Here is a 14,718-nt window from a genome sequence, read left to right as displayed (position 1 = left end):
AGGGAACCTCCGCAACGCAGTGTCTCCCCAACGTGCTGGCTCCCCTACGGTCTATTTGTACCAAACTTAAAGTGAAACGGTATTAGGCTATTGGTAGATAAATTATAAATTCAGTTCCTTCACCCACAACAGAATTAACGGTGATTTTACCGCCATGTTTTTCTTCGATAATTTGTCTGGCGATCGCTAATCCTAATCCCGTACCTTTACCTACTTCTTTGGTAGTAAATAAATGGTCAAAAATCTTGTATTTAATTTCTGCGGTCATTCCTTTACCATTATCGGTAATTGATATTTTTAGCTGGCGGTTTTCTATAAAAGTTTTAATAGTAATTGTATTTGGATTTAACTGGATTTCTGCAAATTTACGCCCGCCATTAGAATCATCTAAAGCATCAATTGCATTCGCTAAAATATTCATAAATACCTGATTTAATTGTCCAGGAAAACAATCTATTGGCGGTATTTCACCGTAATTTGTAATTACTTCTATGGCTGGACGTTGTTCGTTAGCTTTCAGGCGATGCTTGAGAATTAAAATTGTGCTATCGATACCTTGATGAATATTAAATGGCACTTTGTAATCTTTATCGGCACGGGAGAAGGTGCGAAGACTAGTGCTAATATTCTTTAATCTTTCGCAGGCTATTACCATCGCCTCAATTACCTTGGGTAAGTCTTCTAAAGTATATTCCAAGTCTATTTCTGCGGCATGGTCAAGAATTTCTGTATGAGCTTCAGGAAAAATATCTTGATATAACTTTAAGTGTGCAAATATATCTGCAAGGGTTGGTTTAACTTGTTTGAGGCTGGCAACAATAAAACCCAGAGGGTTATTCATTTCATGGGCTACCCCTGCTACTAAATTACCCAACGCAGACATTTTTTCATTTTGTACCATTTGTAATTGAGCTTGTTGCAAATTAGAGAGTGCTTGTTCTAATTCTTGAGATTTTTGTTTGAGTGCGATTTCAGCAAGTTTGCGTAAGCGTAGCTCGTCGTAAACATCGCTGACATCAATCACTACCCCATCCCAGATAATTGCACCATCTGCTTGCAGTTCCGGTCGGGCTTTAGATTGAATCCATTTTACAGTGCCAGAAGGCAAGAGAATTCGCCATTCTTGCTCAAACGGAGTCATATTTTGGGCAGATTCAGCAATTGCTTGGGCAACAACTGGGTCATCTTCTGGATGGTGTAGAGTATGTAGGGCTTGTCTACCTGTCATAACATCTTCTGGATCTACCCCATACAGTTCATAACAACCAGAGCTAATATAAGGCACAGAAATTGCCCCATCAGGCGCAAGCCGAAACTGATAAACTACACCAGGAATATTATCTGCGAGATTGCGGAACTGAACTTGGCTGGCTTGCTGTTGCGCCAAAGATGCTTCTAACTGTTGAGCATAGTTTTGAGCATCTCGATACAGACGGGCATTTTCTAGAGAAATCGCCGCTTGAGCGCATATTAATTCCAGAATTTCGAGGCGATCGCTAGTAAAGACTTCGCTTGTTAAACTATTTTCTAAATACAACAGCCCAATTAGTTGACCTTGATTGACAATGGGAGTACAAACAACACTCTTGGGTAAATATTGCTGGATGTAACTATCTGCTAACCAGGTAGTTTCTTTTGTGATGTTGTGAATAATGATTGGTTGCAAGGTGTGTTTCACTGCATAAATCATTTTAATAGGGACATCATGACTACTATCAAGCGGATGGGGTGAAAAGACCGACTGTTCCAAATCCTCGATAGTAGTCACAGATACTACAACCCAATTGGTCTGATCTGGTAAGACAAGTGCTATTTTCTGCGCCCCGGAATTTTGTAATAGCACTTGCATTAAATTTGTAATCAACTCCTCCAATTGAATTGCACTCAATAACGCCCTTGAAGCTTTTAAAATAGCGCCGAAGTCCAGATTGTGAGAAAAGCTGGTGCTATGAGAAGTAGAAGTTTGACTGGTGTAGGTAACAATAGTAGCGTTGCTGATGGTTTCTTGCAGATTCAAGTTAAGTCTTCGCTGTTGGAGAATGTGTTGCAGAATCTGGGGATATTTCTTTTCTAAATCATCTGTTTTGGCTTTTGCACCCCAATGAGCATAGCAGTAGTATGCTTGCTGCATATATGCTTGAGCGACTGTTTCTTTACCCCACTCAAGATAAAACTTCGCCGCCAACTCATTAGCGAGGGCTTCTTCTTGAATATAGCCATTTGCTTTCGCGCCAACAATAGCGCGATCGTATAATTCCATTGCCTCCAGTTTTTGATCTAAAACTCGATGCTGTTCGGCTTTAATTAGGTCATACTTGTGTTGAAAATTCATTGGTGCAGCCAGCGCCCTTTTCTGAAGCATTTCCTGATTGGCTGCAATGATTTCTGCATCACCTGATGTTGCCAACAGTGCCAATGATTCATAAAAATACAACAGAGGTACATTTAATGTACCAGCGCCACTTCCCAAGTATTGTTTAGCCTGTTGTGCTACGTCTAAAGTCTGGGAATATTCCCCAAACAAGAAACACAAACCAACTTTGTTAGTTAACAAAAACCACAGTCCTGATTGATCGCCACTTTGATGCAGCGTTTCCAACATAACGGCTTCGTCCATTACTGCGCCAGTCAAGACAATGGGATTGTTTACCTGTCCCAGTAAATTTAGAACTGTTTGTTGATAGGATTTTATAAAGTTCAAAGCTGTTTGCTGACCAATTTGCTGGATACCGTGACTGTATGTATTAATGGTTTTCATCAGTTCATTTAAAGGCTGTCCAGTCAAATATGAATGTAAGCAATAAGTAAACCCACCAAAGCCTGCAAATACTAAGTCGCCAACTTCTAAACCACAGCTGTAGGCTTGCTGCAAGGGCGCTAGAGTTTCTTGAGTATGATGTGTGCAGAATGTAATGTAAAAATAGACCAGGACTAGGGTACGTCCGTAAAACTCTTTTTCATGCAATTGTTCGCAGAGGTTGAGTGCTAGTTGTCCAAACTCATAACCTGTAGAAAAATCTTCGAGTACGGCACATAGCAACAGCCCATAATAAACATAACCAATCACAGAAGTATTGGCATTACCATACTGGAGTGATAGTTCTACTTTTTTCAAAGCCACCAGCGGAAACAATACTGGATTGCAAGCGTAAGCAGCAACCCCAACCTTAACTAAAATCCGCATAGCAGCCAAAACCGTTGGATCAGTCATTGGCGGGAGATGGAGTAACTCAGCCGCCGATCGCCCATTTAGTTGCAGTGCGATCACTTGAAATGCTGCTGGAATTTCTTCGGGTACAGGCTGTTTCGGTAGATGAATGCCTAACTGATTCAGTAAATCTAATGCCATCTCAATGGCGAAAATAAATTGACCTTGGTTCGTGTAAGCTTCTAGTTTGACCTCGGCAATCTTGACAGTATCCGTCAGGGTTTGAGCTTGTTGCTGAATCACTAGTGCATATCGCTCCATCACATCAAGATTGCCTGATAAATAAGCCGCTTCCGCCGCTAAGTTGTGCAGATGCAGTGTGAGCGAATAGTACTCATCCCATGCAGATTCACCTAATAACTCTAATCCACTAGTGGCATAGTCAAAAGCACTAGTATAGGCAGTGGCGACTAGGGCTTTTTGACTGGCTTTGAGGTTACACTCAGCGAGTAAAAGTTTTTCGGCTGTGTCGGTAATTAAGCTTTGCCCTAAGTTAAGTTGACTGACAATTTCAAAGATGTGTTCTTCTTTTTGCTCATCAGAACTGTCTTGGAGCAAGAGTCTACCAATTTGGAGATGAGTGGCTTGCTTTGCCTCATCGGGTATAAGTGAATATGCCGCTTGCTGAACACGGTCATGGAGAAACTTGTATGTGACAAATTCAGCATTTTTATCAGGGAAATTTTGATTTTCTTGTCCTACATAAAATTTGTAAATTTCACTTTGTGGTAAGATTAGTCCTGCTTGTAATGCTTGCCACAAGTCCGCCGCAGTTGCTTTAACTGATTGTTGATTAACAACCCCTAAAGTTTTTAAATTAAATTGATTACCTATACAAGCAGCTAATTGCAATACATTTTGAGTAGATAATGGCAACTTTTGTAACTGTAAAGCCATAAATTCTACCACATCATCAGTGAGCGATCGCTGATTGATTTGAGCAATATCACATTCCCAAAACCCTTGGGCAAAGTTGAAGTTAATCAGCCCATCTTGGTGTAATGATTTGATAAACTGTGTGCTAAAAAATGGATTACCTTGAGTTTTTTGATATACCAGACGAGCCAGAGGCAAAGATGCTTCTGTTCTACAACCCAAAGTATCAGCAACTAACTGATTTAAATTTAATTCACTCAGAGGTTGTAAGTTAATTGGATTAACTCTGGCACTCATCTGATTAATTTCCTCTAATGTCAACATTAAAGGATGTCCAGGAAATACTTCATTATCTCGATAAGCTCCAATTAATAGCAGATAAGTACTATTAACCTCACTCATTAATAATTTAATTAATTGTAGGGAAGCCGAATCAGCCCATTGCAAATCATCTAAAAATATTACTAAGGGATGTTCTGGTGTGGCAAATATTTGAATGAATTTTTGTAATAATAAATTAAAACGATTTTGAGCCGCCGTCCCTGATAATTCTTGTACGGGTGGTTGTTGACCGATAATTTTTTCTAAGTCGGGAATAATATCAATAATTAGCTGGGCATTGTCTCCTAAAGCTTGGAGAATTTTATATTGCCATTGTTTTAATTGCTGATCAGTTTCTGTTAATAACTGCCCAATTAAATCGCTGAGGATTTGGACAAAAGCCGAAAAGGGAATATTCCGGTTGAATTGGTCAAATTTACCTTTAATAAAATAACTGCGTTGTCTGACAATCGGTTTATGGACTTCGTTAACAACAGCAGTTTTGCCAATTCCCGAAAAACCAGCAACCAGAACGAGTTCGCTACAGGAGTGAGATGATTCTTGAACACTAGCGATGCGCTCAAATGCTGCTAGGATTTGCTGTACTTCAGTTTCTCTACCGTATAATTTTTCGGGGATAATAAAGCGATCGCAAATATCCCACTCACCAATCTCAAAGTTGACAATCTGTCCGGTTTCTTTTAGCTGCGAAAGGCAGATTTCTAAATCATGTTTTAACCCTAACGCACTCTGATAACGGTCTTCAGCATTTTTCGCCGTCAGTTTCTGGATAATATTATCCAACACTTGAGGAATCTGCTCACTGTTAACTGAAGGAGGCATTTTCGCAATGTGACAATGCACCAACTCCATCGAGTCTTCACAGTTGAAAGGTAATTCTCCTGTTAATAGCTCAAAAAATGTCACTCCCAAAGAATAAAAATCACTGCGATAATCAATCCCGCGGTTCATCCGTCCAGTTTGTTCGGGGGATAAATAAGCCAGGGTTCCTTCTAAAATATTGGGGCTAATCAGAGTTTGAGTTTCTTTAGGCAGAAGCGAAGCAATACTAAAATCTATGAGCTTAATTTCGTGAGTTTTTGGGTTAATTAAAATATTGGCGGGTTTGATATCTTTGTGGATGACCCGGTTTTGATAAAGATAGTGCAGGATATCGCACATTTGCAGCGCAATGATCAAAAACTCCTGCAAGTCTAACTTTTGATTTCTCAAATATTCTCGCAATGAGAGACCACCGAAATCTTCCATGACTAGGGCATAGCCATTACGGTCTACTTCTAAACCTAAAGCATTAACAATCCCAGAAAAATCTAAGTTTTTAGTAATCGTGTATTGATTGTGAAATTGTAAGAGTTCGCTAAAGGTGGGATATTCGCGGTTGAGTAATTTGATGACGACAGGTTTTTGATCTGCGGCTCGAATACCTCGGTAGACTACAGTTCTAGACCCTGCATAGAGTTGTTCTGTCAGGTTGTAACCGGGAATGACTGCCATTGCATCCACAGGAATAATCATTGTACATACCTCAGAACAGAATTTTTAGTGCGAAATTAATACATCTATTATTCCCGTGGTTTAAGTATTGTTAACAGCAAAACTTTTTCTCTGGTACTATGTTTGTCAAGACTTAGGCACAAAGATTGGGTATAGGGGTGTAAAGCTTTTGAATACTTACACCCTGCTCTAAAACCTACCTGAATTTTTCGTTTTTTGCGTAAGTCATATCAACTAGTACTAAGTCTAAGAAACAACTGTCGTAATTGTCTTGGCATCTAAAAATGGTAATGTTGCTTCTGTAACTTCAGTGGCGTACTCTTCATACATTCCCAATGTGCCAGGAAGTGTCAGTGATTGAATGTCAGGTAGTGCTGCCATCGCGGTCATTTCTTTTTTGGAATAGGGCGGAGCTTGTTCTGCTAAGATGACCAGCACAGGCACAGGAGACGATCGCAGTAGTGTGATGAATTCCTGGCGATCGCTCACTGGATCAAGTCCACCGGTGACAAACGCCGCCGGAGCAAATCGCGCCCCAGACTGTCGAGTAATCTGCTGTTTCTGCTCAATAAACTCTGGAGTTAGGCGTGACTGATCTGCATAAACATGCCTTCCATACATGAGACGCAGAAAGCCCTTGGTTGTATTTGCTTGATAAAGTGCTTGACCCACTACTGGAAATCTCACTAGTTGTCTAACGGCTGCTGCTACTGGTTTGGGTACGCCCATTGTGGGTAAAGGGCCGCGCCAGGTGGGAGCAACTAAAACAATGCAAGAGCAAGTCTGGGGTTGTTGTTGAGCCAGTTGCAAGACATAGCCCGCCGTATGACCAGCTGCAATTACCGCCACAGGTTCTGAGAAAGTCTGTTGGACAAACGCCTCAAGCATCTGCTGCAATAGTGCAGGTTGATAATTTACAGCCGGGCGATCGGATTCACCAAATCCTAACCAATCAAGTGTAATGGCTTGGTAGCGATTGGCAATTCCCTCGGCAATCCCCTTCATTTCGGAACGGCTGGAAACAGTACTAAATGCGGGTAGGAGCAAGACGGGTTTACCCTGACCTATCGTATCGTAAACGATCGCATAACGCTTTTGATTCCACTCAAATGAAAATTGATGCTTCGTTTTCATCTTGATCCATCCACAATTGAATCCATTTGAATTTAATGTAGCTGGAATAAGACAAGACTGACGCACAAAGGTTGTTGGTGAAGAATGGGTGTAAGGGTTGGGAAAATTCAACTCCTACCTTCTTCACTCAGCTAAAGGTAACACCAAGCGACTAACAACCCGATGATCTGGTAACTGATAAAAATGTAGCTCGCCACCCAACTGCTGCATGAGTTGTTGACAAATCAGCAGGTGTAAAACTGGTGGTTGGTTGAGGTACGAAGTGGCTAATACATCTTTGGGTATCTGATTTTGCAGTGCTGCCAACAGATGCGGTTCAATCATGCCATGATCTGTAATTGACAGTTCTAGCAATCTTTCCTCTAGGCGGCGACACCAGATATCAATTCTGCCACCACTGAGAGAACGGTTACAAGCTACAACTAATAATTCATACAAAACTAATTCAAATTTGACGATATCGCCAGCGATCGCTAACGATGATGGATAGCTCGAAGGTTGCAATCCTTTGAGAAAAATTCCACTATTACCAGAATCTGTATCTGTAGCCGATTGTCCTAAACCATGTACCCCAGCCCACAGTTGACGTTGTTTGAGTAGATGTTCAACTCTTTCTAGCGATCGCTTCATTAAAGTGGCTATGGGCATAGTTTCAGAACTATGATGCAATTGCCATTGCTCAAGTTTAACTAGGGCGGTCATGGCTGCTGTTGCATGGTCTAATTGTCGCAGCAATAGTTTATAGCGCGTTTGTGTCAGTTCATTGCTGGGAATACCCAAATCTTCAATCTGGCTTAATAACTGTGTTGCTGTTCTTTGAATTTCCTCTAGGCGACGATGTTTATACCAATTGAGTTGTTGCAATTCTTGATTTGTGGACTCTAATAGTTTGGTGATTTGTTGTTGACGACGCGACCAAGCTAATTGAGTGACTAGTGTTTCTGTTGCATTCAGGCTTTGTTCTGTCCAATATCGTTCTCGACGATCTGCAACTAATACTACACCTGTGGGTGCATAATCAGGGCTAGTGCGGAGTGCGATCGCTAAAACTTGACCAATGCCTTGACCATTTAACCATTTTCTGGTTTATGGGGGTAAATCATCGGCATATACACACACATAATCATCTTTGGTTAATGCCCACTGAATTACCGCTTCAGTCTGGATGGGGATGGGATGATCTGCCACAAGCCCAAATCGACTATCGTGAATGAAACTAGGAATAATTTCCGCAAAATTATCTCCAGGCGACCAAGATAACAGCACAGCTAAAGGAGAATTGAGAACAGTAGCGATTTGTTCTATGGCTGTGCGTTCTAGATATTTTGCCCCCGACTCCGTTGTGTCACTTTGGGCTTTTTCAAGAATACGTAAGCATTTTTGAATACTAGAGAGAATTTGCTGCTGTTGTTTAGTATCTGTTTGTAGTTGCCACTGGCGGATAATTACACCAATCTGTTGACCGACAGCCCATAACAATTCCTTTTCTAAGCTGGCCCAACTACGATTAGTTTCATGGGTAATTACTAAAAGTGCGCTGGGTGTATGACCTTGAGTGCAGTTACAAACCAACAGCGATCGCGTTCCATGCTCTAATAACAAAGGTCGCCAATTAAAAAACCGCAAATCTTCTTCTATATTCTGTACTTCTACTGCCGTTTTGGCTGACTTCAACATCTGCTCATCCATATCTTTGAGCGCATTGAAGGTAACTGTCAACGGACGACGATTTTGTACTTGGCTTTGAAAAATAATTTGATAACTATGCAAATCAGGGTTGTACTGTAAGAGGAAAAAGCGCGTGGCAGCGAAGCGGTTTAAAACTTTAGTCGCACAGTTGCGTAAAGTTGCTTGCAGGTCATCTTCGTGATAGATAGCTTGAGCAACTTGGCTAGTTAATTGAGCATCATCTTGAATTTGCTTGATGGTGGTGTCCATAGTTTCGGTAGGCGCAACTAAAGAAATTAGCCCTGCTGCACTTTGGACAAAATTTTTGTCCGCTTCTGTCCAGATTCGCGGTTCATTGGCCTCCACCGCCAGAAACCCCAAGAGTTCTTTTTGCCAGAGGATAGGTGCTGCTAAAAGCGATCGCACTTGTAAACGTTGCAACACTTTAGCAGTAAAATGACTTTTCAAAGAACTACGCTCATCGCCAATCCAGACAATTTGATTAACTGACAAAGCATAATAAAACTCGCTTAAATCCTGTACCGTCATCCCCGCAGCTATTTGCTGTTTGTTGTCTTGGCGATTGATGTTGGCTAGTTGATTGCTCATCCGACACCAAAAATAACGCCCTTGGCGCTCAAACCAATAAATATTTGTCTTACTAGGGGAGACAAATTGATGTGTTGTTTGGACAACTGCTTTCAGCTTTTGGTCTAAATTATTGAGAGTACGTAAATTTTCTAATAAGTGTAATATTGGCTCATCGAGATGCTTTGTTTGCTGTTGCTGCAAATTCAGTTCATTTTGATAAAGCACTGCTCCCAGTTCGCCTAATACCATTAATAAACGAGCTTTGGCATCACCTGGTAACAAATATCCCCAACGTTCCGAACCAAATAATAATAAACCTAAAAAACGGTCTTTATAGCGAATAGGTAAAACAATCGTTCCCTGAATATTAAATTTTTTGCCAATTTCTTGCCATTCTGCTGCACGAGGTTCCAGGCGCAAATCGGCAACACCCAAGGGGCGCTGTTCAATTACTACCTGTTCTAAAAGGCCGCCAGGATTTAATGTTACCTGTTTGCGTAAAAATTTGGTATCACCATCAGGTGCAACACCACCTTTACCAATTAATGTATGTTTTGGCAGATCATATAAAGCAATCCAAACCAGATTGTAGTCAAACTGTTCTCTAATATAAGAAATAGTAGTATCAATCAAAACATCAACATTATCCTCTTCCCTGAGCGTTTGGAGAACGCGTCCCAAAGCAATGATTGTTTGTTCGGCGGCTATTGGTTTTTGTGGCTGCCCCATTGTATTTTTCGTGAACATCGCTTTTTATATATAAGATGCCCAGAAAAGCCACCTGAGTTATATATGTTTAGCCAAAATTAAAGTTATGGGTCAAGAGTCAATGGTCAATGGTAATTTTGTAATCTCTTATCCCTAATCGCCATTTCCCTTCTTCACATGGATATTTATCAAGCTGCGCTTCGTCCACTACTGTTCAACGTGCTGAAAACGGATGCAGAGTGGCTACATCATCAAGCTATTCACAGTTTAAATTGGTTATCACAAGCAAATAATACTCCTGCTGACTTGATCAATCACAGCTTACAGCAGTCTTTATGTGTGTGCGATCGCCGTCTGGAACAAAATTTGTTTGGACTAAATTTCCCTAACCCGCTGGGTTTGGCAGCTGGTTTTGATAAGGATGGGGTAGGGGCAAAAATTTGGTCTAACTTTGGTTTTGGCTTCGCTGAGTTGGGGACTGTGACTTTTCACCCCCAACCAGGGAATCCTCAACCCCGATTATTTCGTTTGCCTTTAGATCAAGCTGTTCTTAACCGGATGGGTTTTAATAATCAAGGTGCAGCAGTTATGGCTGCTCGGTTAGCAGCACAAAAAGATTTTACTCATACAATACCCATCGGTATAAATCTAGGCAAATCGAAAATTACCCCGTTAGAAGCCGCCGCCGAAGATTATCTCAATAGTTTTCGGCTGCTGAAAGAGTTGGGCGATTATTTTGTGGTGAATGTATCTTCACCCAACACACCAGGATTGCGATCGCTCCAAGATGCCGCTATGCTCAGTTCTATCTTGGACGTACTACAAACAGATAATAATACACAAAAACCAGTATTTGTCAAGATAGCCCCTGATTTAGAATGGGAAGCGATCGCCGATATTATTGGCTTGGCTAAAACCTACCAACTAGCAGGAATTATTGCCACAAACACCACAATCAACCGTGATGGCTTGAAAACCCAGCTAATTCATCCAACTGGGAAACCTCCGCAAGATGAAGCTGGCGGAATCAGTGGTGCGCCATTGCGCGATCGCTCCACAGAAGTAATTAAGTTTATTTGGCAGCAAACCCAAGGACAAATTCCCATTATCGGGGTTGGTGGCATATTTTCCCCAGAAGATGCTTGGGAAAAAATCACTGCGGGAGCCAGCCTAATTCAAGTCTATACAGGCTGGATTTATGAAGGCCCAATGATGGTGCGTCGAATCCTGAATGGTTTGCTATCAAAGTTAGAACAAAACAAATTAAATTCCATCACCGAAGCAGTTGGTTTGAAAGTATGAAGTCTGAAAAGTATAGATGCGTAGTAGCTTGCGATAGGCTAGTCCAAAAAATGAAATTTATATTTCATACTTCATACTTCCCACTTCATACTTCATTCATGACTCTTCTAAGGGAAAGAACTCTTTTGTTTTTTCCGAGAAACTCCAAGCTATACCATCAGGATCACGGCTGCGAGTCCATTCGGGAAACTCTGGATCATTGCGCCGTTTGTAGACAGTGCTGGAATAAACATTCAAGCGTTTTGCTAATTCCGATTGAATCAGCGAACCAAAAACTAACTGTTTTGCTAAATTTGGTTTAACTTCTGTATGAGTTGCTGGCGCTGCTAATTCAACCTCTGATTCTAATTCTGCTACTACTGCTTGAGGTGCTGGCGGTGCTAAAAGCGATCGCGCAGCAGTTGTTACAGGTTGAGCAGACAAAGTTTTGACAGGCTCGCTATTGTCAAGAATATTACCCAAAATACTGGCAGTAATAAAGTAATAAACTTCATTGCCTGAACCAGCATTGACTATACTTGCACCAAACTCTGAAGCTTTGCCATCCAGGTAGCGTTTTGCTGTTGGGCCAGGAAAACTACCGCGCATTGCCAAGTCCATTGGTGTAATTTTTCCCTGGTTTTCCCGAACTAACTGATGGAAAACCGGGTTAACTCGCTGACACCATTGTTGCCATTGATATTGTTGCCAGATATTGAACCCAATAATCAAAACAACCAGTGCCAGCAAAAATCTCCAGGTAGAAACCAGGAAAATTATTAAAAACGATATTGGCAAAAGTAGAACGAGAAAACCCTTCCCGCCACTTTCCATTGTTTTTTCACTCATGCCGATTTTTGCCAAGCGAATTTTTTGGGAAATAATATATTATATTGGCAAAAATTGGGACTGGTTTTTGTATCTTTTGGCAAAATCACGGAAAAAAGCAGGTGTGCGATCGCTCATCTGAACCACTTAACACCCAAACAATCTAGATTTTCGGCAAAAACAGGCAAAAATATTTTCCCTCCCAAACTCTCCCCAACAAAAACAAAATTTTTACATAAACATTAAGAAACATTTCCCTACTCAAATTTCCTAAAACTCCGCGCCACTCCGCGTAAACCTTCGCGCCCCTCTGCGTTTAAAAATATATACCTCCTCTTCCCCTTGACATTCAAAGTTACATATACTACATTAATGTTACAAGCTGATTTTCCCAAAGGAGTGAGCATCAAAACCGTAGCGGATAGCTCAAATATCCAGAGCGCCCCCCTTGCCTGCAAAGGCCGACACATCGAGGGTTATCGCAAATAACTTAAAACATCCTTGAGCAAAATTTCTGGAGGTGCAGGTGTAAATCCTGCTCCGCTACACCCTAACAAAGTGCTGAGTAAAAAATAATTCTTATGTGGCAGGTAGCTCAATGGTAGAGCGCCAAAATCATCTTTGTTCACTCCTTGCCTGCAAAGGCCGAAGAATGAGGGTTATCGACTCATAATCGGGAGGGCTGTAGGTTCGATTCCTATCCTGCCACACCAAATTTCATTTTAAATTTAATCCAAAATCCAAAATTTTTATGTGGCGGGTAGCTCAGAGGTAGAGCGCTTTACCCTTATTCACTCCTTGCCTGCAAAGGCCGAAGAATTGAGGGTTATCGATTAGGGTTCGAGAGGTCGCAGGTTCAAATCCTGCTCCGCCATCTTTCATTTTTGCCCGCAAGGGCTGGGAGATGAAACCATGAACTACAACTTCTTCACCAGAAATAAAATCAGCACACCACAAACTCAGCCTATCCCTGGACGGGAAGCAGAGATGATTCAAGGACGTTCCGGTGGCTGGATGTTTGACGCTGGCATTTGGCAAATGCTAAGGCGTTGTCTGTTAGTTGGGACAGCCCAAAGCACCTACTATGCTGGTAAACAAGAATTAACTGAAGATTTTGTAGCGGTTGTCAACCAAGCTGTTGCCGAAAATCCCAGCCGTGTTGCAGAAGAAATTCTCTATGCCAGCGATGGACGGGCTATCAATAACAGCGCACCTATTCTGGCTTTAGTGTTGCTGTCGATGGGTGAACAACCAGAAGCAAAACAAGCTTTTGGTGAAATATTCCCCCAAGTAGTTCGCACAGGTAGCCACTTCTACGAATGGCTGAACTACACCAAATCTCTGCGGGGCTTTGGTAAAGTTGTGCGGGAAGCTGGTAAAACCTGGCTATCACGAGAAGATGTCAAAGGTTTGGCTTATCAATTGTTGAAATATCAACAACGCCAAGGCTTCACTCACCGCGATGCTTTGCGTTTATTTCACGTCAAACCACCTACAGAAAACCACCGTCAATTATTTGAATGGGTTGTCAGAGGTTGGGAAGAATTACCCACAGACATCCCCTCGCAAGCTTTAGCGCAGATTTGGTGGTATGAATGGCTAAAGCGCAACCCTGGGCAAACTCACGAAGCCATTTTGCAAGGACGCTTAACCCATGAAATGGCTGCACCCGTGGGCAATATGGACAAAGCTGCTTGGCAGTTGCTATTTCAAGAAATGCCCATCGGTGCAATGTTACGAAACCTCGGTTCACTCACAGAACTGGGTGTATTACGTGCTGATGAAAGTGCCAACTTGCTAAGGGTGGAAGGAGTTCTCAACAACAAAGAACATCTGCGTAAAGGTCGCATCCACCCAATTGATGTTTTGAAAGCACTCAAAACTTACGATTCTGGAGGAAGACTTGGACGCAGTAAGAAAACTTGGAACCCAGTTCCCCGCATCGTAGACATCTTAGAAAAAGCCGTTGAGTTGTCTTTTGATGTCGTAGAACCTACAGGCAAAGTTTTCATGCACGCCGTAGACGTTTCCGGTTCGATGGGTAGCTTAGTTGCAGACATGGGGCTGGGGCTAAGTTGCTGTGAAATTGCCACCACAATGGCACTCGTCACAGCCAAAGCCGAGAAAAACTACATGATTCGCGGTTTTGCTACTGAGTTTCGGGAATTAAATATCACCGCCAAAGATAGTTTTAGTTCTGCGGTGCGTAAAGCCAGCAATCAAAACTTTGGCGGTACAGATGCGTCCGTAGCTTACGACTGGATGATTAAAAATAAGTTCAAAGCAGATTTAGTCTGCTTCTGGACTGACTCAGAAAGCTGGGCTGGGTATAAACATCCTAGCCAAGCCTTGCAGGAGTACCGCAAAAAAGTGAATCCAGATGTCAAGGCTGTATACGTCACTTTGACACCTTACCGCATTACCTTGGTAGATCCCAAAGATCCACTGTCTTGGGATTTGGCAGGATTTGACCCTGGTACACCTCGCATCATCCAAATGCTGGCGACAGGTGAATTATAAAAATTCTGAAGGCTGAAGTATGAAGTATGAAATTTCATACTTCATACTTCATATTTCATACTTCTCGG

5 protein-coding genes, 2 tRNA genes and 1 pseudogene are annotated in these 14,718 nt (G+C 41.8%); 4 read left to right on the top strand and 4 right to left on the bottom strand.

The annotated features are described in order from the left end of the window. Positions 1-82: 82 nt before the first annotated feature. The 3 genes and pseudogenes from NCWK1_RS21360 to NCWK1_RS21350 all read right to left on the bottom strand — a co-directional run bounded on the left by NCWK1_RS21360 (position 83) and on the right by NCWK1_RS21350 (position 10,042). Positions 83-5,941: a trifunctional serine/threonine-protein kinase/ATP-binding protein/sensor histidine kinase gene (locus tag NCWK1_RS21360; RefSeq protein ID WP_103126090.1), complete on the bottom strand. Its 5,859-nt coding sequence runs from the start codon at positions 5,939-5,941 to the stop codon at positions 83-85. 225 nt (positions 5,942-6,166) lie between these two features. Then, complete coding sequence (locus NCWK1_RS21355) at positions 6,167-7,054, bottom strand: alpha/beta fold hydrolase (RefSeq protein WP_103126089.1); 888 nt, start codon at positions 7,052-7,054, stop codon at positions 6,167-6,169. A gap of 123 nt (positions 7,055-7,177) precedes the next feature. Beyond that, positions 7,178-10,042: pseudogene (locus tag NCWK1_RS21350) on the bottom strand (GAF domain-containing protein). 156 nt (positions 10,043-10,198) lie between these two features. Between NCWK1_RS21350 and NCWK1_RS21345 the strand changes: the two are divergent. Continuing rightward, positions 10,199-11,323 carry a quinone-dependent dihydroorotate dehydrogenase gene (locus tag NCWK1_RS21345; protein ID WP_096578757.1) on the top strand — a complete coding sequence of 375 codons (1,125 nt, stop codon included), beginning with the start codon at positions 10,199-10,201 and terminating at the stop codon, positions 11,321-11,323. Positions 11,324-11,419: 96 nt separating this feature from the next. On the opposite strand, the gene NCWK1_RS21340 is transcribed toward NCWK1_RS21345, so the two are convergent. Continuing rightward, a complete protein-coding gene (locus NCWK1_RS21340; RefSeq protein WP_103126088.1) occupies positions 11,420-12,151 on the bottom strand; it encodes a hypothetical protein in 732 nt (243 codons plus the stop codon). A gap of 562 nt (positions 12,152-12,713) precedes the next feature. Between NCWK1_RS21340 and NCWK1_RS29290 the strand changes: the two genes are divergently transcribed. The 3 genes from NCWK1_RS29290 to NCWK1_RS21330 all read left to right on the top strand — a co-directional run bounded on the left by NCWK1_RS29290 (position 12,714) and on the right by NCWK1_RS21330 (position 14,650). Next, positions 12,714-12,843 (top strand) — tRNA-Met (locus NCWK1_RS29290). A gap of 41 nt (positions 12,844-12,884) precedes the next feature. After that, positions 12,885-13,005 (top strand) — tRNA-OTHER (locus NCWK1_RS29285). 37 nt (positions 13,006-13,042) lie between these two features. Continuing rightward, positions 13,043-14,650 carry a TROVE domain-containing protein gene (locus NCWK1_RS21330; protein ID WP_103126086.1) on the top strand — a complete coding sequence of 536 codons (1,608 nt, stop codon included), beginning with the start codon at positions 13,043-13,045 and terminating at the stop codon, positions 14,648-14,650. Positions 14,651-14,718 lie beyond the last annotated feature (68 nt).

This window comes from Nostoc cycadae WK-1, from assembly GCF_002897135.1.
Lineage (GTDB): Bacteria > Cyanobacteriota > Cyanobacteriia > Cyanobacteriales > Nostocaceae > Nostoc_B.
The sequence above is the reverse complement of the archived record's forward strand: the minus strand, read 5'-3'. Positions and strand labels throughout refer to the sequence as shown.